Annotated in this window: 18 protein-coding genes and 1 pseudogene; 9 read left to right on the forward strand and 10 right to left on the reverse strand. The window is 46.2% G+C overall.

The features are described 5' to 3' along the window. Positions 1 to 320 precede the first annotated feature (320 nt). Positions 321 to 4,763: an Ig-like domain-containing protein gene (locus FSB84_RS09735; protein ID WP_158643827.1), complete on the forward strand. Its 4,443-nt coding sequence runs from the start codon at positions 321 to 323 to the stop codon at positions 4,761 to 4,763. 60 nt (positions 4,764 to 4,823) lie between these two features. Here the strand turns inward: FSB84_RS09735 and FSB84_RS30990 are convergent. From FSB84_RS30990 to pdxA, 4 genes and pseudogenes are all read right to left on the reverse strand, one after another. Next, positions 4,824 to 5,597 (reverse strand): annotated as a pseudogene (locus FSB84_RS30990) (acyltransferase family protein); the annotation flags it as partial. 16 nt (positions 5,598 to 5,613) lie between these two features. Further along, a complete protein-coding gene (locus FSB84_RS31400; RefSeq protein WP_130541746.1) occupies positions 5,614 to 5,997 on the reverse strand; it encodes an acyltransferase family protein in 384 nt (127 codons plus the stop codon). 81 nt (positions 5,998 to 6,078) lie between these two features. Further along, positions 6,079 to 7,065, reverse strand: a complete 987-nt coding sequence (locus tag FSB84_RS09750) for a lipid A deacylase LpxR family protein (protein ID WP_130541745.1) — start codon at positions 7,063 to 7,065, stop codon at positions 6,079 to 6,081. Positions 7,066 to 7,130: 65 nt separating this feature from the next. Next, complete coding sequence (pdxA, locus tag FSB84_RS09755) at positions 7,131 to 8,234, reverse strand: 4-hydroxythreonine-4-phosphate dehydrogenase PdxA (RefSeq protein ID WP_130541744.1); 1,104 nt, start codon at positions 8,232 to 8,234, stop codon at positions 7,131 to 7,133. A gap of 42 nt (positions 8,235 to 8,276) precedes the next feature. Here pdxA and rsmA point away from each other — a divergent pair, with 42 nt between their 5' ends. From rsmA to FSB84_RS09775, 4 genes are all read left to right on the forward strand, one after another. Continuing rightward, a complete protein-coding gene (rsmA, locus tag FSB84_RS09760) occupies positions 8,277 to 9,029 on the forward strand; it encodes a 16S rRNA (adenine(1518)-N(6)/adenine(1519)-N(6))-dimethyltransferase RsmA (RefSeq protein ID WP_130541743.1) in 753 nt (250 codons plus the stop codon). Position 9,030: 1 nt separating this feature from the next. Continuing rightward, positions 9,031 to 9,954, forward strand: coding sequence for an NAD(P)-dependent oxidoreductase (locus FSB84_RS09765; RefSeq protein ID WP_130541742.1), 924 nt, complete (start codon positions 9,031 to 9,033; stop codon positions 9,952 to 9,954). Between the two features lie 141 nt (positions 9,955 to 10,095). Beyond that, the gene (greA, locus tag FSB84_RS09770) at positions 10,096 to 10,566 is read left to right on the forward strand and encodes a transcription elongation factor GreA (RefSeq protein WP_130541741.1); all 471 of its coding nucleotides are present in this window, start codon (positions 10,096 to 10,098) and stop codon (positions 10,564 to 10,566) included. Between the two features lie 56 nt (positions 10,567 to 10,622). After that, a complete protein-coding gene (locus tag FSB84_RS09775; protein WP_130541740.1) occupies positions 10,623 to 11,018 on the forward strand; it encodes an HIT family protein in 396 nt (131 codons plus the stop codon). An 8-nt stretch (positions 11,019 to 11,026) separates the two neighbouring features. Here the strand turns inward: FSB84_RS09775 and ruvC are convergent, their stop codons facing one another. Then, complete coding sequence (gene ruvC, locus FSB84_RS09780; protein ID WP_130541739.1) at positions 11,027 to 11,599, reverse strand: crossover junction endodeoxyribonuclease RuvC; 573 nt, start codon at positions 11,597 to 11,599, stop codon at positions 11,027 to 11,029. A gap of 36 nt (positions 11,600 to 11,635) precedes the next feature. Between ruvC and FSB84_RS09785 the strand changes: the two genes are divergently transcribed. The 4 genes from FSB84_RS09785 (at position 11,636) to FSB84_RS09800 (ending at position 14,232) form a co-directional block, all read left to right on the forward strand. After that, entirely contained in the window at positions 11,636 to 12,634 is a 999-nt protein-coding gene (locus FSB84_RS09785) for a lysylphosphatidylglycerol synthase domain-containing protein (RefSeq protein WP_158643828.1), read from the forward strand. Between the two features lie 46 nt (positions 12,635 to 12,680). Next, on the forward strand, positions 12,681 to 13,475 hold the full coding sequence (locus FSB84_RS09790; protein WP_130541737.1) for a DUF3108 domain-containing protein: 795 nt from the start codon (positions 12,681 to 12,683) through the stop codon (positions 13,473 to 13,475). 89 nt (positions 13,476 to 13,564) lie between these two features. After that, positions 13,565 to 13,807, forward strand: coding sequence for a hypothetical protein (locus tag FSB84_RS09795; protein WP_130541736.1), 243 nt, complete (start codon positions 13,565 to 13,567; stop codon positions 13,805 to 13,807). After that, positions 13,807 to 14,232, forward strand: coding sequence for a zeta toxin family protein (locus tag FSB84_RS09800; protein ID WP_130541735.1), 426 nt, complete (start codon positions 13,807 to 13,809; stop codon positions 14,230 to 14,232). The genes FSB84_RS09795 and FSB84_RS09800 overlap by 1 nt, the downstream gene beginning before the upstream one ends. A gap of 222 nt (positions 14,233 to 14,454) precedes the next feature. On the opposite strand, the gene FSB84_RS09805 is transcribed toward FSB84_RS09800, so the two are convergent. Genes FSB84_RS09805 through FSB84_RS09825 form a run of 5 tightly spaced genes read right to left on the reverse strand, consistent with a single transcriptional unit; the run spans position 14,455 to position 18,690 of the window. Next, positions 14,455 to 15,294 (reverse strand): MBL fold metallo-hydrolase, encoded by an 840-nt coding sequence (locus FSB84_RS09805; RefSeq protein WP_130541734.1) that lies wholly within the window; start codon positions 15,292 to 15,294, stop codon positions 14,455 to 14,457. A gap of 13 nt (positions 15,295 to 15,307) precedes the next feature. Beyond that, positions 15,308 to 16,639, reverse strand: a complete 1,332-nt coding sequence (locus FSB84_RS09810; protein WP_130541733.1) for an MFS transporter — start codon at positions 16,637 to 16,639, stop codon at positions 15,308 to 15,310. Between the two features lie 42 nt (positions 16,640 to 16,681). Further along, complete coding sequence (locus tag FSB84_RS09815; protein ID WP_130541732.1) at positions 16,682 to 17,506, reverse strand: undecaprenyl-diphosphate phosphatase; 825 nt, start codon at positions 17,504 to 17,506, stop codon at positions 16,682 to 16,684. Between the two features lie 15 nt (positions 17,507 to 17,521). Then, positions 17,522 to 17,782, reverse strand: coding sequence for a DUF3098 domain-containing protein (locus FSB84_RS09820; protein ID WP_130541731.1), 261 nt, complete (start codon positions 17,780 to 17,782; stop codon positions 17,522 to 17,524). 32 nt (positions 17,783 to 17,814) lie between these two features. Next, on the reverse strand, positions 17,815 to 18,690 hold the full coding sequence (locus tag FSB84_RS09825; RefSeq protein WP_130541730.1) for a cell division protein FtsX: 876 nt from the start codon (positions 18,688 to 18,690) through the stop codon (positions 17,815 to 17,817). Between the last annotated feature and the right edge of the window lie 45 nt (positions 18,691 to 18,735).

The following is an 18,735-nucleotide window of genomic DNA, read 5'->3' on the forward strand; positions in this document are numbered from 1 at the left end:
CGAAAACCGATGTTTCCAAATCCTAAGAAAGCGACCGGAGCTTTATGGGCCGTCATGCTCATTAGCGCCTGCAGCTTTTGTCAGACTCTATTTGTTACAACGCCAGTTGTAACTCACCATGTGACTACAGGTTCCGTGACCAGTCCCCGTCTGAAAGGATCAATCCATCTGCGTGCTACGTACCATTCTATAGTTCCACTGTCCATCCCCATTATCAGTAATGTTTCTTCACTCTTTCCTGCAGAAATTTTCTGTGGAAAACACTTCTGTTGCTTTACAGCAATAAAGTCAAAGACACCCTTAACGCCTAAACGATGTGTATGAACGATTTTTTACGAAAACAAATGATGATGTGGATGCTGGCAATGATCCTGGTTGCCGGATTTACGTTGGATGCAATGTCACAAGCTACAGTCAGCCGTCCCTTTGCTGTGGGTACGGGTAATTGTGGAACAGGAACGCAGATGATCCACTTTTACCATTACAATCCGAGCAGTAACCAGCTTACGAGCGATGTAACGTTGAAGTGTACCCCACAACTCAAAGCAGGGAACATTTCAGGTAATAACATGTTCAGCTCTTACAACTCGGGTGTGTCTTTCAATCCTGCGGATCAGAAAATTTACTACCTGCTGACTTCCACCTACCAGGGGCAGCCCCGCACCTATGTCTGGAGCTGGCCTTTAGGCACCTGTCCGGCAAACGGCAGTAGCAGGCTGGATACAATGATCGCTTTCAAGAGTTATATTCTGGCAATGGTATTCGATACCGATGGAAAAGGCTACCTGCTTGAATTCTCCACCGGCTCCGCTCCTTATCAGACATACATACGCTCCATCGATTTTACAACAGGCGTAGTAGGGGGAAGAGATAACCTGGTACTCACCGGGGGAGCTAAGATCTGGGATTCGGGAAGCGGCGATATCACGATCTCTCCGGGTGGTCAGATGTTTTTTGTGGTGGACAATAAATTATTCACGCCCGATTACCGGAATTATGAAGGTACAGGCAAGAACCTCACCACTACCTATATCGATACTGTAAAAACGTCCGGTAATCTTGTAGGACTTACTTATTCTAATGGCGAAATGATCGGGACCTGGACTACTTCCGGTTGTCCGTTCTATATCATCAACCCTCTCACAGGCGCGCGTTCCAATGTAAACAAACCTACAGGTGTATATGCTGCCAATGACCTGGCAACAGTTGTTTCGGGTGTGGGTTCTGCAAAAAGACTGGTTTCGGTTACACCTACAGGTGTGCCGGACCAATATGAAGTGGAGTATGATGTATATGTTCAGAACTATGGCAACGTCCCTATAACGAGTGTAAAGGTGATGGACAATCTTGCCAATATCAATGGAGCAGCAAACGTAACACTTAACCAGGTTTCATTCGTGAACAACCCGGCAGGTTTAACACTCAATCCCGCTTATGATGGCAAAACCAATACCACACTGGTCAATACCGGCACCATCAAAGCATGGCCAGTTGCAGAGAATCACGCTACTATCCGCATCAGGGCTACACTGAGTAATATCCAGGCAGGTGTGATCTACAATAACAGCGCATATGTAACCGCCACTGGATTCAGCAATGCTGCACTGAAAGATTCATCCACCAATGGCCCGGACCCGGATCTCAACTCCAACGACAAACCGGATGATGTGGGTGAGAACCAGCCAACGCCCCTGCTGATCTCTGTGACGGCGCAAACGCCGCCCTGTTCAGCATTACAGAAGATTTTATATACGGAGAACTTTGGTACAGGAAGTAATACAACAACATTGCCGAAATCAAGCTCTTCTACTGAATATACAGGTTCAACCACACAGCCATTACTGATAGACCGCTATATGCTGACCTCCAATGCCAACAACGGTGATAATGGAAGATGGATCAATCTTGCAGATCATACTACCGGCACTGGCAGAATGATGGTTGTGAATGCCGATGCAGATAATAAAGTGTTCTTCAAAGATGCGATAGGCGCACTCTGTCCGGGACAACAATATTCCATGTTCTTCTATGCTGCATTCCTTGGTAACAATAATTACAGCACGGTCTGTGACGCCTTCGGTGGTTTCAGGTATCCCCGTGTGATGATGACCATTCGAGATGCGGTAACGGGCATGGTGATTACACAAATTGCCACGGCAGATATCACCAACACCAGCTGGCAGCAATACGGTTTGAAATGGGTGATGCCTCCGGGTTATACCAATGGCGTTACTTTTGAATTGTCCAACGATGCGCATGGTGGTTGTGGTAACGATATCGCCATCGATGATATTCAATTCGGTTCCTGTGATCCCATGCCAACTGTATCAACGGTAGCCCCCACTGCGGGTTGTATCGGATTTGCCACCAATTTCTGGGCACAACCCAATGATCCTGCTGTGATCCCCGGACCTAAAGAATTCCAGTGGCAGGTTAGTGCAAACGGAACAACCGGATGGTCCAATATCGGTAGTGTAACCACTTCACAGATGTATACTATCAGTTCACTTTCGGCAACTGATATCAATAAATATTATCGTGTGATCATGGCAGCCCAGGGAAATATGTCTTCCACTGCCTGCCGCGATACTTCCGATGCTTTCCTGCTGACAGGTAAAGCCACTTCCTCTGCCCCCTCTTCAGCTTCAAAGAACAAGCTGAGGATCTGCCCCGGAGAATCAGTTACGCTTCGCGTCAATGGCGGGACTCTGGGCACCAATGCAGTGTACAGATGGTATGCAGGTGGCTGTGGAACCGGCACTGCTGTTGGAACAGGCGCTACGATTTCTGTTTCCCCTTCATCCAGTACCACTTATTATGTGAGGATCGAAGGCGATTGTAACGCCACTTCCTGTGTTAGTGTGGCCGTTCCCGTTATCTGCGATATCGATCGCGATGACGATGGGATCCTGGATACAGACGAAAGCGGCGGTGTGGATGTATTTGCCGATGATGATTTCGATGGCATCGAAAACTACAGGGATAACAATACAGCCGGCTTTGTTGATACCAATGGTGATGGGATCGATGACCGCTATGACCGCGACCTGGACGGAGTGATCAATGCACTCGATCTCGATAGCGATAATGATGGTATTCCGGATGTAGTGGAAGCCGGTGGTGTGGATGCCAACGGAGATGGAAGGATCGATAACTTCACCGATGCCGATGGTGATGGCCTCTCCGATAACGTAGATGCGGCAGTGGGTGTAGCAGGCTCTATTGGTCTCGGCCTCGCTGATTTTGACGGAGATGGTATCCCCAATCAATTTGATCTCGACAGTGATAATGATGGCATTACCGATATCCGTGAAGCACTCGGTACTGATGCTAATAATGATGGAAAAGTGGATAATACTGCCGACTCGGATGGCGATGGCTTTGCCAATATCGTAGACCAGGATTCGAATAACGATGGCGTTGCCGATGCAGGCCAGAAAGCATTGCTTCGCACAGGACCGGACAGCAATAACGACGGAAGACCGGATAACTATCCTTATAAGAATTTAGACAGGGACGCACGCCCCAACCCATACGACCTCGACAGTGATGGCGATGGCATCACTGATGTACGTGAAGCAGGATTCCCGGATACAGACAATAATGGTCTGTCAGATGGTCCACGCGGCGCAACCACCGGATGGAGCACTGCCATCGATGCGCTGGCTGGTCCCCTTGCCTTACGCAACAGCGATACCGATCCTGCAGGAGCCAACAATCCTGATTACCTCGACATCGATTCCGATAACGATGGTATCCCGGATAATATCGAAGCGCCACCTACAGGAAATTACCGTATGCCAATGGGCACAGACATTGATGGAGATGGTATCGATGACAGGTATGATAATATTTCCGGTTTCGGCGGTAACGGAATTACGCCCCACGATCTGGATACCGATGGCATCCCTGATTACATCGATACCGATTCAGATGGAGATGGATTGAATGATGTGGTGGAAGGAAATGATTTCAACGGCAACCTCAAAGCAGACGATGATGTTAGCCTTACCAATCAGGATACGGATGGTGATGGTCTCGATAATCGTTTCGATGCAGACAATTCATCACCCAAAGGAACTTCGCAGTTCATCGGTGCACTCGGATCTGTGAATGGCGATCCTTCGCCGGGTACTCGCTCCACTTTGCAGAGCACATATTCTACACAACCGAACCGCGACTGGCGTTATCTGGGTACTGTATTGGATGTGAGCATTCTCAGCTTTACAGGTAATCTCCGGAAGGAAACAGTGAAACTGAGCTGGCGCGTTACTTCGGACAAGCCCGTAACACATTTCATTGTTGAACGCAGTGTGGATGGCGCTAACTTCAGCAAGATCGCGGAAGTTCCTGGCAGCAATAATCTCAACGCTCCTGTAACTTTCAATTACAATGATGATATCAGCAGCCTGAACGTGAAAGCGGTGTATTACCGTGTAACGGCGGTAAGTCCTGAGAATGGTCTGAAATCAACGCAGATACTTACCATAAAACGCCAGGGCCTGACCTACGAATTAAGCATCAATCCTAACCCGGCAAGGAACAATGCAAGCATCAGCATGAGCGTGAAACGCGATGCCAGCATCGATGTGAATGTGATAGATGCTGCCGGTAAGGTTGTGCTTCGTCAGAAACAACAGGTCTATGCCGGTACCAACAGCTTCCCGATTGAAGGAATACACAGGCTCCCGGACGGAATGTACAATGTGATGGTGAAATCCGGAGATGATATTCAGTACAGGAAATTAGTCATTCAGCGATAATTGGATTTTATTCTATGAAAAATTAGGGCCTCAATTTTGAGGCCCTAATTTTTTGCATTATTACCTGTATGATGGGGCAGGTATTTGTACTTCTTCCAATGCACCTGGCTTTGCCGGCTCGAATTTCTTTTTGAACTTAAGGAATTTCAATTCGATGAAGCGGTAAGACAGGTAGGAAATCAAAATGGTAAGGCCGCCTGCAACGAGATAAATAAGCACAGTGGACCACAACGGTGTTAGTTTGGGGAGGATATTCTTCAGGAATATCATTACTACAAACAATACAATGCTATGGTACATGTAAATACCGTAAGAAATATTTCCCAGGAAGTCCAGCACTTTATTATCTGTGTTAATAATTGTTTTGGGATTGGCGGAAATATTCAGAATAAGCCAAATGAACAGGATGCTTGTAATAATTACAGACAAGGAGCTGTTAAACAAGCCGCCATATACAATGCCTACCCAGCCTGTATTCTCCAGTAGGGATCTGTGAAATACGAGGCGTGCAATAATGATTGCCAGAAGTGAGAACTGAGCGGCAATACTGAAAACCTTCGATCTCAAAACCTGTTCTTTATAATTGTAAAGAAGCCAGGCTCCCAGGCCTCCGATACTCATGGCTTCAAACTTCAATGATTTTACAAATGATAAAATAATTGAAGTGGTGGGGTTTGAGGAGTCAAAATAATCATAGCTAACGTAAAAGATCATCCGAATTGTAATAATGAACAGGAAGATAAAAAGGAGGAATCTTTTGAAATATTTTACTACCGGCGCCCAGAAAAGGTAAAATTGCTCTTCAACACCAATTGACCACAACGGAGCAAGGAACGTGGATCCCCAAAGACTAAGCTATTACCGGAAACGGAAATGAATAATCTATGTGCATGAACCTGACTGCTACCGGAATAAGTACAAGGCCAATGATCAGGATAATATAATAAAGCGGCCATATTCTGAGAACACGCCTCATGTAGAAGCTTTTGATATTGATGGTGCCGGTATCTCTGTCTTCTTCCAATAATAAATATGTAATAAGAAAGCCACTTAATACAAAGAAGAATTCTACGGCCAGATGCCCACAGTTGAAAAGACTATAATCTTTCAGATTGAAGAGACCATATTTAACGCGGATCAATTCTGCATGGAGCATCAATACCAAAAAGGCTGCAATAAAACGCAGGCCGTTCAGACCTTTGAAATAGGTCTTGGGTTGGTGAATGTTTTTCACTGGTTGGGGTTAGGGGTAAATAACTATGGCGTAAAATACAAATTTTAAATACATCTGCATATATGTCTGAAATTTGCCCGATTACCAGTTGAAATAAAGTGTAATATTTCCAACCTCGTGGCTCTTAACTCCTTTCACATAAGCAGAAAGTATCTTTTGTGTAAATGATATACCAAAGTTCCCATGGGATAGTACCAGGCCATAATCCAGCGATGCAGTGAATCTTTTTATATCGGGCGTCACCACTTTGTATTTGTCCAGCACGATGCCTCCCTGCAAAAGTGCATTGTAGGCAATGAACCTGGCAGCAGGTTTTGCAAAAGCGTATACCTGCCAGCGCCCGTTCTTGCTGGATTGGGGAGGAGTGCCGGTGTGGGCCATCAATCCTCGGAAATAAGGTTTCATTTTTCCGGTGCGCACAATGGCATAGGCTTCCACGCCATCCGTCATAGTACCTGCATACGCACGCGCCCCACCGATCAGCTCTGCGAAATTGTTCCCGATCACCTGTTTTTCCGCTGCTAACTCCAGGTTCAGGAGAATATCGTTTGGCAATTGATTTTCCCAGCCCATCGGTTGTTGGGTTCCGGTAAGCCGGTGTACGAATTCCTGGATCTCCCGTGCTCCTGAAGCCGGGCCGATCATACCGCCCATGATCCTGGCCTGGAAACTATACTTCTTTTGCTCGTTGTAAGAGTAAGAGGAGAAATGTCCCAATACAGCCCCTGCATAAGGATAATCATTGTGAATGGGCGCTTCGGCTTTGGTATTGTTGGGCGTGAACATCAGGTGCATGAGCCCGGTGCCATATATGTTGATGGCATCAGCGCCGGCTTTGGGCGCCCATCTTTCCAGGAAGAATGTGTGGGTTTTCCTGGTGTAGAAATAATCGATGAAAGTTCCCGCTGTATAGGCTTTATCGGTCCCCTGCCCGCGGATATTGATGAAGTCTTCATCCACTGAGATCCTGAGCTGACGACGGTATTCTCCTTTCGTTTGTGCATGCAGGATATTGAAGAAACCTGCGATCAGTAATACAATGGTACAATATGGCCAGAGTTTTTTCATCCTTTGTTCCGTTTTAGGAGCAATGGACTGAAAAATTATGCCAGGGGGGCGAACAAAAAATGGAATTATCCTTCGCTGTCTTCCGATAATTCGATCTTTTCATCCACTGCATTGGCGAGAAGCTGGTTGGTCATTTTCTTCAGTGGGTTCTTGTGGTTCTCCACGTATTCGCTTCTTTGCTGGATGATATCGATACACTCGTAAATAGCAGTGAGGAAAGAGGAGTGATCCGCTTTGTTCTTACCGGCAATATCGAAGGCTGTACCATGATCGGGAGATGTTCTTACAGCAGGCAGGCCGGCAGTATAGTTCACGCCTTCGCCGATGGCGAGGGATTTGAAAGGGATCAGGCCCTGGTCGTGATACATAGCCAGAACAGCATCGAATTTCTCGAACTGTCTGCGTGCGAAGAAAGCATCGGGACTGAATGGTCCGATCACCATCATATTGCGTTTGGCTTCCTTGATGGCTGGTTTGATGATCTCATCCTCTTCTTTTCCGATCAGTCCTTCATCACCTGCATGGGGATTGAGTCCCAGTACTGCAATCTTCGGTTTATCGATACCGAAATCGCGGATCAGTGAATTGTTGAGGATATTCAGTTTGGAGAGTATGTTCTCACGTGTAACATATTTGGCGGCTTCGGCCAGTGGCACATGCTCGCTGAGCAGCGCTACCCGGAAATTGCCGGAGGTCATCAGCATCAGTACATCCTGCATGCCGAAAGCATTTTTCAGGAAAGGTGTATGACCTGTATAATTGAACTCTGATGATTGTACGTTCTTCTTGTGGATAGGCGCCGTTACCAGCCCCTGGATCTTTTGTTCCTTCAAAGCCTGCACTGCAGCCATGAGGGATTTTACTGCGTATTTGCCGGCCACATCGGTGAGCTGGCCCGGCTGAATGTTCACATCTTCCTCCCAGCAGTTGAAGATATTGATCTGCTTGTGGTTGATCCGTGTGAAGTCTTTGATGTTCTGATAATTGAAATTGGTATCGGGGATGCCTTTGCGATAGAAGTTGATCACCTTGTTGGAGGTGAAGATAATGGGGGTGCACATTTCCAGTATCCGGTGGTCGGCAAAGGTCTTGATCACTAATTCCGGTCCGATGCCATTCAGGTCGCCGATGGAAATGCCGATTACTGGTTTGTGTTGTTGTGCACTCATATTGAATAATTCAGGGGCCTAAATTACGTATTTTTGCTGCTCATGTATACACTTAAAAAATCCCTGGGGCAGCATTTTCTGAAGGATGAGAGTATCTGCCAGCGTATTGTGCAGTCTTTGGAGGAATATCCTTTTGAAAAATTGCTGGAAGTGGGGCCCGGCGGGGGCGCGCTTACGAAGTACCTGGTCAGGCTGCCGGGTATCGATTTCCGCTGTGTGGAGCTGGACGATGAGAAAGTGGCCTGGCTGCTGAAAAATTACCCTGCACTGGAGGGAAAGATCATCCATAAAAGTGTCCTGGACATCGATCCGCCCTTTGAAGGCACTTTTACCGTGGTGGGCAATTTCCCCTACAATATCTCTACCGAGATCCTTTTCAAGGTACAGGAATGGCGTGCGCAGATAGGATCGATGGTAGGCATGTTCCAGAAAGAAGTGGCGCAGCGCGTGGCCGCCAGAGAGGGTAACAAGGTTTATGGAGTTACCAGCGTGCTGATGCAGGCTTACTTCAAAGTGGATTATCTTTTCGAAGTGGATGAGGAGGCTTTCAATCCTCCTCCCAAAGTGAAAAGCGCGGTGATCCGCATGACGCCGCTCAAAGAACCCGTTAACATCCGTAGCGATAAACATCTTTCCCTGTTGGTGAAAACTGCGTTCAATCAAAGACGTAAGACACTCCGGAATGCCGTGAAAGGGTTGTTCGAACCGGATAAATTGCAGGACGGAATTTTCAACAAAAGAGCAGAACAATTGTCCGTTGCTGATTTTGCAGCACTGACATTTACAATGAGATAAAATGAAGAAAGTCATTATCACCGCCAGGGTGCACCCATTCCTCATAGAACAGTTGACGGCCAGAGGATTTGAACCGGAATATCTTCCCTCCATTACTTACGAAGAGCTCAGTGAAAAGATCGGCGGTGTTACCGGGCTGATCATTACCACCCGGTTGAAGATCGACAGGCCCATGCTGGAAAAGGCAGGCCAGCTGAAATGGATCGGCCGGCTGGGCAGTGGCATGGAACTGATTGATGTGTCGTATGCAGAGAGCAAAGGCATCCTCTGTGTGAGCAGTCCTGAAGGCAATCGCAATGCTGTTGCCGAACATGTTCTCGGCATGTTGCTCAACCTCATGAATAAGATCACACTGAGCCAGCGCGAGGTACAGGAATTCAAGTGGGTACGTGATGCCAATCGTGGCACCGAGCTGAGTGGAAAAACAGTTGGGATTATCGGATACGGAAATACAGGAAGCGCTTTTGCCAGGCTGCTGGAACCATTTGGTGTTACAGTACTGGCTTACGATAAATACAACCAGGGATTTGCAAAAGGATTTGTGCACGAAGCCAACCCCGAACAGATCGCCCGCTATGCCGATGTGATCAGCATGCATTTGCCGCTGACCGACGAAACTTTCCATTATGCCAACGATGCGTTTTTCAATTCATTGAAGAACAAGCCGTATTTCCTGAATGCCAGCAGGGGCAAGGTGCATGATACGGCAGCGGTGATCACGGCCCTGAAAAATGGGGTTATTGCAGGTGCAGGGCTTGATGTGCTTGAAAATGAAAAGCTTGATCTTTATACTGAAAAAGAGAAGGAGCAATTGCAATGGCTCACTGCACAACCCAATGTGATAGTGACCCCGCACATAGCCGGATACAGCCATGAAGCCTTCTATAAAATGGCGGCCGTAACGTTGGAAAAATTGAAATTGTAGAAAGGTTTATAAGGAGAAATCCATTATATTTGCTTTGAACATAATCGTGCAACGCTTCAGCACCCACTGAGGCGTTGTTCTTTTTTTCTATTTTCGGAAGCAATAAAAAAAAACGCTTCCTGCAAAAAGAAGGAGGTTACAATGAGTGTTTTGTATGTAAGCAAAGAAACACTGGAGCAAATGAAACAAGAGCTGCACACTATGCGTACTACGGACAGACCTGCAGCTGCCAGGGCCATCGCGGAAGCACGCGAAAAAGGCGACCTGAAAGAAAATGCCGAATACGATGCTGCCAAAGAGGCCCAGGGAATCCTGGAAGCCAAGATCAAAAAATTGGAAAGCGATGTTGCCAGCGCCCGTGTGCTGGAAGCTGATAATGTGGATACCAGTAAAGTGTCTATCCTTACAAAAGTTACACTTACCAATCTCAATACCAAGAAACAGCATACCTATCATATCGTTTCTGAAAAGGAAGCCGATCTGAAGCAAGGTAAGATATCTGTTACTTCTCCTATCGGTAAAGGATTGCTGGGCAAAATTGTAGGCGATGTTGCCGAGGTGCAGGTGCCGGCAGGATTGGTCAAGTTTAAGATATTAGATATTACTGCTTAGATAACAGCCCCGGTAACGGGGCTTTTTTATTGGCGGTTCTTCCTTAGTTTTGTTACATGACAATATTTTCAAAGATCATAGCCGGGGAAATTCCCTCCTACAAAATTGCCGAGAACGACAAGTTCTATGCATTCCTGGATATCTTCCCATTAACCGAAGGTCATGTTCTGGTAGTGCCGAAGATTGAAACGGATAAATTCTTTGAAGTGCCTGATACCTATCTGGCGGAGATCCTGGTATTTGCGAAACCCATCGCAAAAGCCATTGAGCTGAGCTTTCCCTGTAACCGGGTAGGCATGGCCGTGGTAGGGCTGGAAGTGCCGCATGCCCACCTGCACCTTGTGCCCATCAACAATATAGATGATCTGAACTTTACGAAAGGAAAGATCAAAGTGAGCCCTGAACAATTGAAGATGGCTCAGGATAAGATCCTGTCTAACCTGAATATGTAATCGAAAGTTTATCTGGCCGGACGGATGCGTGAAGGATTTTTTTTGATGAAGTCTTCCCATCCTTTCAGTACTTTGCCCTGGTTGCCAAGCAAAGGTTTGTCCTGGAAATGATGACAGACCGCTACGGCCAATGCATCAGACATATCGTGCGTATGGATCCAGGCATCCTGGAGGTGGAGCATTTGTTGCAGCATTTTCCAGACCTGTTCTTTATCAGCGTTGCCATTGCCGGTGATCGATTGCTTGATCTTTTTGGGAGAGTATTCGTGAACCTCCAGCCCGGCCTGCATTGCAGCTGCTATTGCCACACCCTGAGCCCTGCCCAGTTTCAACATACTCTGTACGTTCTTGCCAAAGAAGGGTGCTTCGATGGCGCAGTACTTTGGTTTGAATTCCAGTATCAGTGAACAAACGCGCTGGTGAATGAGTTGCAGTCTTTCGTAATGTTCTTTTTTGCTGCTCAGCCTCAGTACATCCATTTCAATCACTTTTACTGATGAAGGAGACGCGGAGATAACGCTGTAACCCATGAGCAGTGTACCGGGATCGATACCAAGAATTATTTTAGAATTGTTTTGCAAGGGAGTGCCGGGGATTCAATTAATATTGTAAATCTGTTGATACCACTGAACAAAAATATCAAATTAATCCTCAACTATGTGATCGGGCCGCTGGTGTTTTGCCTGCTGGCCTGGAGCATCTACAGGCAGTTGAACAGGCAACCCAACTGGGAAGAGTCTTTCCACCAGATCAAACTGGCTTTTGAAGGGATACAGGTTTGGAAATTTGTACTGGTATGTATGCTGATGCTGATCAACTGGACCATCGAGGCGCGCAAGTGGCAGGTGGCCGTCACCAGGCTGCAGCCGATCAATCTGCTTCAGTGTCTCAAAGCCATCTTCACTGGTACCACCATGGCTTTCTTTACACCCAATCGTATTGGCGAGTACCTGGGGAGAATTCTTTATATCGAGGAAGGGAAACGCATCCAGGCCATCTCCGTCACCATCGTTTGCAGTATGGCGCAATTGCTGGTTACCCTGATGGCGGGCATTGCAGGATTGCTATACCTGCGCAATGTGATTTCGCATACTGCACCGTTAGATGATTCATTATTGTTCTGGACCAATACTGTTTTATGGATTACGATCCTGGGCTGCATCGTTTTAACGTTGCTTTTCTTCAAACTGGCATGGTTGGTGAAACTAATGGAGATGATCCCGAAGCTGGGGAAACTGGTGCAGTATATCAGGGTTTTAGATTCTTTTAACGCAACTATCCTCTGGAGGATCTTGTCTTTGAGTATAACGCGCTATTTTGTTTTCATAGCCCAGTATTACCTGCTCTTTGATGTATTTGACGTGGATCTGAGTTTTGCGGAAACATTCGCGTCCATGTCTGTTGTGTTCCTGGTGCTGGCAATAGTGCCTTCCATAGCGATGATAACCGAACTGGGGGTGAGATGGAAGGCAAGTATCGAGCTGGTACAATTTTTTAGTACCAATATGATAGGGGTGTTGGCAACTTCGTTGTCTATATGGGTTATCAATCTGGTAATACCAGCTTTGATAGGAAGTTTATTAATTTTAAGTATCCGCATATTCAGGAACAGATAGGAGATATACGAAATATTATTTATATATTTAATCAGACGAGCAATACATGAAACTCTATAGAACTGGTTTATTGGCAATACTGATCATGGCCAGCTTTCCCCTGGAGGCCGGCAATGGTTTCTGCAACCTGCGTAATTCTTCATTTGCGGCAGGCGAACAAATCACCTTCAAGGTTTTCTATACAGTAGTGGGCGCTTATTTCGGCGCCGGCGAAGCTACATTCAATACCACGCTGGAGCGGCTTAACAATAAGCCGGTCTACCATATAGTAGGCGATGGCAAAACCTATAGTTTCTACGATAAGTTCTTCAAGGTTCGGGACAAGTATGAGACCTATGTTGATACTGCCACACTGCAGCCTTATCGTTTTATCCGTAATATCGACGAAGGTGGTTACAAGAAATACGAGCATGTCACTTTCAATAAAACCACCAATACAGCTGTTACCAACAATGGCGTTTTCAAAACACCGGAATGTGTACAGGATGTATTGAGTGCGATCTTCTATGCGCGGAATATCGACTTCAATTCGCTCAAGCCTAATGATAAGATCACTTTCAGTTTGTTCCTCGATAATGAAGTGTACGAAATGTATATCCGTTACCTCGGTAAGGAAACAGTGAAAACCAAGTACGGTAAATTCCGCGCTATCAAATTCAAACCGTTACTGATCAAGGGAACCATTTTTGAAGGAGGTGAAAAGATGACGGTATGGGTGAGCGATGATGCCAATCGTATTCCTGTGCGCATTGAAAGCCCGATCTCTGTGGGTAGTGTGAAAGTGGATATGATCAGCTACAGGAATCTGAGACATAAGCTGAGCTCGCTGGTGAGTCTGTGAAGGACAGAGGGGCCGCCCGGACGGAAGTCAGATGAAGCAGTGGCTAAGGCTGATTGATTTTTGTAATTTTGTGTTTCCAATTGATTATTATGCCTGCAAAAAAGAAGACCAATAATTCACAAGCATTTTCTGCCACGGAGATGGAAACCCGGCTTCGCGCCACGTTGGAAGCCGTGCTGGAATTGCAGGCAAAAAGAAATATCCCCCTGGTCTTCAGGAATGAACTTTGTGTAAAAGACAACATGTTCATTCATAAATATCCGGATGGAAAAATGTTCCTTATAGAACAAGACCAGACGGATTCATCTGAAACTATTCTTCTTCAACTTTAATGATAAAGAAAGAAGGACTCAATCTTTTTATTATTGCTGGTCCTAACGGGGCTGGGAAAAGTGTTTTTTCATCATCGATTGTTAAAATAGATGATGAAATCTTCGATGGCGATAAGTTTGTAAGTGAGTTAAAGGAAAAGTATCCTGAAATTGGGAGTGACCTGCTGCAAGATCGCGTTGACGAATATGAGTTCAGGCAGGCAAAGGAAAATGCAATAAATGGAAAGACCAGTTTTGCTTTTGAAACCAATTTCAGTTCCTCTGATCCTACAAAGTCATTACGGGAATTCAGAAATGCAGGGTATAAAGTTAATTTGATTTTTATGGGAATGAACTCTATTGCCGAATGTATTCAACGCGTAAGGATCCGGGTGAGATCAGGTGGTCACAGAGTGTTGGAAGAGTCTATTGTTTATAACCTATGAGCATGGGTATACAAATCTTTATAAATTCTACAAAGAATTTGACACTGTTTCGCTTTTAGATAATTCCATATCCACCAAAGACTATATAGAAATTCCCAGGATCATACTGTACAGGGAAAAAGAAATTATCAAATTGTATGCAGATTGGGTAGCACCTGACCGGGTGAAAAAATTTGTTCAACTAATAAATGAAAAAGGTGCCTGATCAGGCACCTTTTCAAATTATATCTCATCCAATCTGAATATTTCTTTCTGTCGTATGCCCTTCTCCGTCATACCCAATGTGCAGCACTCATTCAAGGGGTCATGTTCAAAGAACAGGATGAATTCTTTATCCACCGCTTCCTGCAGGAAAAGTTTTTTCTCATTTAATGTAGTCAGCGGGAACATATCATACGCCATCACATAAGGCAGAGGAATATGCCCGATGCTCGGTAGCAGGTCGGCCATGAAAAGGATGGTCTTGCCTTTGTAGCTGATCTGGGGCAACATCATGGCGTCTGTATGTCCGTGTACATAACGAACAGTAATGCCTTCACCAAAAGGAACGCCATCAACTGGTTCGATGAATTTCAGTTGTCCGCTTTCCTGGATCGGCATGATATTATCTTTGAGGAAAGATGCTTTCTCGCGGTCGTTGGGTTGTGTGGCCCATTCCCAGTGACGAAGATTGCTCCAGTAGGTTGCATTTTTAAAAGCAGGTACTAATTTGTCGCCTTCGCGGATGATACTGCCGCCGCAGTGATCAAAATGCAGGTGCGATAAAAAAACATCTGTGATATCGTCTCTGTGAAAGCCGTGCTGCGCAAGGGATTTATCGAGGGTTTGATCTCCGTTCAAATGATAATGCCCGAAGAATTTGGCGTCCTGTTTGTCGCCGATGCCATTGTCTACCAGGATCAGTCTTTTTCCATCTTCGATCAGGAGGCAACGCATGGCCCAGTTGCAAAGATTGAGCTCATCTGCAGGGTTGAGTTTGTTCCAGATTGTTTTGGGAACAACGCCGAACATAGCGCCTCCGTCGAGTTTGAAATTACCGGTATGGATCGTGTAGAGTTTCATGGCAATGATTAGATTATTGAATGGCTTTATTTAATTGTTTCTGTTTCATGAGCGCGGAGATCAGCCAGATAAAGCCGATAAAGAAAAAGACGATCAAAGACAATACCGAATTCTTCATACCGCCGTGGTCTTTGGTGAGTTCTTCGATAAAACCGAAGGAGAACATACCCACCACTATCGCGATCTTTTCTGTAAGGTCATAGTAGCTGAAGTAAGAAGCTGTGTCCTTTGTTTCGGGCATCAGTTTGGAATAGGTGCTTCTGCTGAGCGACTGAATACCGCCCATCACCAGTCCTACACAAACCGCGAGGCCATAGAAAAGGAATTCAGGATCGCCGCCATTCTCTTTCACTTCAGCAGTGAAGAAGGCGCCGATACAGATCAGGATCCAGAAAGCCACAACGCCCATGAGCACCTGGATATTTCCAAGTCGTGCTGAAAGCCGTGCCATTCCCCAGGCTCCGAGGATGGCTACCAATTGAATGATCACGGCAGTGAGGATCAGTTTGGTTTGATCCAGCTGCAGCAGTTTTGCTCCGAAGAGCGTAGCGGCCAGCATCACGGTTTGGACGCCCATGCTGTAGAAGAAGAAGCCGCGGAGGAAGCGTTTGAGCACAGGCAGTTTTGTTACCTGCGCATATACTTTCTTCATTTCATGAAAGCCTTCTGTGAGGAAGCTCTTTTCATGAACCTGGTTGCTCGGTATGGATTTTGGTAATCTTTTGAAAGTGATCTGTGCAAAAGCGAACCACCAGATACCCACAAGCAGGAAGGTATAACGGGATGCCTCACCTGCATCTGCCATCAGTATGATCAGTACAAAACCGATGAGCTGGCAGATCACACTACCTACATATCCGAAAGAGAAACCTCGTGCACTGATACGGTCCATATCTTTTGGCGCTGCGATCTCGGGCAGATAGGAATTGTAGAATACCAGGCTTCCCGCCCATCCGATAGCTGCTAGCATGAAGAAGAAAACTCCAAATCCTACAGATACATTCTTGATATCGAAAAAGAAAAGTGCTGAACAGCCTGCTGCGCCTAAATAACAAAAGAATCGCATGAACTGCTTTTTGTTACCTCTTGTATCAGCAATGGAGGTAAGGATGGGATACATCAATGCGATGATCAGGTAAGCTACTGAAATGGAATAATCGTACAGAGAGGTGTTCACGTATTCCCTGCCAAGGAAGGGAACGGAATTGGCGCCATATTTATCAGCCGTTACAGCCGCAAAATAGATCGGGAAAAAAGTGGTGGTAATAACCAGGTTATACACCGAATTGGCCCAATCATACATGGCCCAGCCATTAATGACTTTTTTTGATGCAGTTGTTTGCATGAGCAGAGGTTGAACGGTTACAGGGAAAAGGGTGGCCCCGTACTAACTGTGGATCACACCTGTGTAGATCAGGATCAGCAACAGGATACCTGCAATAATGCGGTACCATCCAAACAGGCGGAAGCCATAGCGTTGCAGGAAGCCGATGAAAAATTTGATAGCGAGCATCGCTACCACAAATGCCACAATATTGCCAACGATGAACGCCGTGATATTATCAGAGGAAGCAAGGATCAACTCATACCCCTTTTGCGAAACGCCGCCTGTTTCAACATCTTTCAGGAAAAGGGTATACCCGGTTGCTGCACACATAGTAGGCACTGCCAGGAAGAAAGAGAACTCAGCCGCCAGTCTGCGCGATAATTTTTGCTGCATACCTCCGATAATGGAAGAAGCGCTGCGGCTCATTCCCGGGATCATGGCCAGGCATTGCCAGAGGCCAATGATGAACGCTCTTTTGAAAGAGATCCTTTCTTCTGTATCGATATCATTCTTTGTGAACAAACGGTCGATGAAAAGCAGCACCACACCTCCAAGCAACAAAGTGATCGCCACAGTGGTGGGACTTTCCAGCATAGCATCGATCTTATCGGAAAAAAGTTTTCCCAGCACCAGGGCGGGTATAACGGCAATGATCAGTTTAGCGTAGAACTGCCAGCGTGTGAAATCGAAGAATTTCCTCCAGTACAATGCCACAACCGCCAGGATGGCGCCGAGTTGTATGGCCACTTCAAACAGTTTGGTGAACTCCTCTTTATGGATACCCATCAGGCTGCTGGCGATGATCATATGCCCGGTGGACGAAACAGGTAAATATTCAGTAATGCCTTCTACTATGGCAATGATGATTGCCTCGAGTAAACTCATTGTACGGATTTTACATTATGCTTTCGGCTTGCGGAAGATCGCAAATACTTCAATGCCCAGGCCCAGCAGGATGAGGATAGGCGCAACAGTGATACGGGTTGTGCTATACACATCGGAATCGAGGAATACATTGGGGTCCTTGCTTTTGCCACCGGCCATCAGGATGATGCCGAGTACCATCACTGCCAGTCCGATCAGGATCCACATATAATTTTCTTTTCCGAACAGGTTGCTGCTGGTTGCGGGAGTATTGCTTTTTGCTTTAATATCAGCCATTGTACAATGATTGAGTGTGCAATATAGGGGTTTTAATACAGTTCGTCCAGTTTCATCTTCAGGTATTTTACCACGCTGCGCCAGGTGCTGAACAGGCTGATGCTGATGCCCAGGATCAACAGGAATCCGAAGAGGAGGAACAGTTTGCCGTTATCGCGGAGGTCTTTGAGGTAAGGAAGGAATGATTCGGAAAGGATCATCAGTCCATAGATCACAGCAATGGCGATCATCGCGGAAATAGTTCCATTCACAACGGCGCGTACATTCATGGGACGCGAGATGAATCCCCTGGTAGCGCCCACCATCTGCATCGTTTTGATCAGGAAGCGGTTACTGTACATCGCGAGGCGAATGGTATTATCAATCAAAACAATACTAAGAATGCAGAAGATGCCGGCCAAAATGGCAAAAACGATCAGTCCTACCCGAACGGTGGAACCCATCTTTTCCACGATGAATGCCGGGTATTTCACGCTTTCCACTACCAGGGCCTGCTTTTCCAGGTCGGCCTTGATACTGGCGATCGTGTCTTTCTGAACGTATTCTGCTTTGAGATTGAGGTCGAATGAGGCTGGAAGCGGGTTTTCGTCAAGCAATGCAGAGAAATCCTGACCTTCATCGGTCATCCATTTCTTCTTGGCGGCTTCCTTATCGATGTACTCCACGCTCTTGGTATAGGGCTGTGCAGCCAGGTAAGTCTTTAATCCTTCAATATCGGTGGGCGTTACATTGTTCCGGAGATAGATCTGTACTTTCACTCCTTCCCGCAGTTCTTCTGTATACCGTTTGGCATTCAGCAGAAGCCATCCGAAGATGCCAACTAAAAAAAGTACAATGGTTACCCCGAGGATCGCCATAAAATATGACGGCTTGGAACGCTTGGCCGAAGCCTTACCGATTTGAGCCATGAAATAAAATTTTTGATGGGTTAGTAGTGGAGCAAAAATAGCAGA

This window comes from Pseudobacter ginsenosidimutans, assembly GCF_007970185.1.
Classification (GTDB): Bacteria; Bacteroidota; Bacteroidia; order Chitinophagales; family Chitinophagaceae; genus Pseudobacter; species Pseudobacter ginsenosidimutans.

Coding starts and splice junctions, on each gene's coding strand:
- FSB84_RS09805 (WP_130541734.1), bottom strand. CDS start 15,294: ATGAAACTCTACACGATCCATACCGGTAATTTCAAACTCGACGGAGGC.
- FSB84_RS09800 (WP_130541735.1), top strand. CDS start 13,807: ATGATAAAGAAAGAAGGACTCAATCTTTTTATTATTGCTGGTCCTAAC.
- FSB84_RS09775 (WP_130541740.1), top strand. CDS start 10,623: ATGACAATATTTTCAAAGATCATAGCCGGGGAAATTCCCTCCTACAAA.
- FSB84_RS09815 (WP_130541732.1), bottom strand. CDS start 17,506: ATGAGTTTACTCGAGGCAATCATCATTGCCATAGTAGAAGGCATTACT.
- FSB84_RS09790 (WP_130541737.1), top strand. CDS start 12,681: ATGAAACTCTATAGAACTGGTTTATTGGCAATACTGATCATGGCCAGC.
- FSB84_RS09810 (WP_130541733.1), bottom strand. CDS start 16,639: ATGCAAACAACTGCATCAAAAAAAGTCATTAATGGCTGGGCCATGTAT.
- FSB84_RS09825 (WP_130541730.1), bottom strand. CDS start 18,690: ATGGCTCAAATCGGTAAGGCTTCGGCCAAGCGTTCCAAGCCGTCATAT.
- FSB84_RS09795 (WP_130541736.1), top strand. CDS start 13,565: ATGCCTGCAAAAAAGAAGACCAATAATTCACAAGCATTTTCTGCCACG.
- FSB84_RS09820 (WP_130541731.1), bottom strand. CDS start 17,782: ATGGCTGATATTAAAGCAAAAAGCAATACTCCCGCAACCAGCAGCAAC.
- FSB84_RS09735 (WP_158643827.1), top strand. CDS start 321: ATGAACGATTTTTTACGAAAACAAATGATGATGTGGATGCTGGCAATG.
- FSB84_RS09750 (WP_130541745.1), bottom strand. CDS start 7,065: ATGAAAAAACTCTGGCCATATTGTACCATTGTATTACTGATCGCAGGT.
- FSB84_RS09765 (WP_130541742.1), top strand. CDS start 9,031: ATGAAGAAAGTCATTATCACCGCCAGGGTGCACCCATTCCTCATAGAA.
- pdxA (WP_130541744.1), bottom strand. CDS start 8,234: ATGAGTGCACAACAACACAAACCAGTAATCGGCATTTCCATCGGCGAC.
- greA (WP_130541741.1), top strand. CDS start 10,096: ATGAGTGTTTTGTATGTAAGCAAAGAAACACTGGAGCAAATGAAACAA.
- rsmA (WP_130541743.1), top strand. CDS start 8,277: ATGTATACACTTAAAAAATCCCTGGGGCAGCATTTTCTGAAGGATGAG.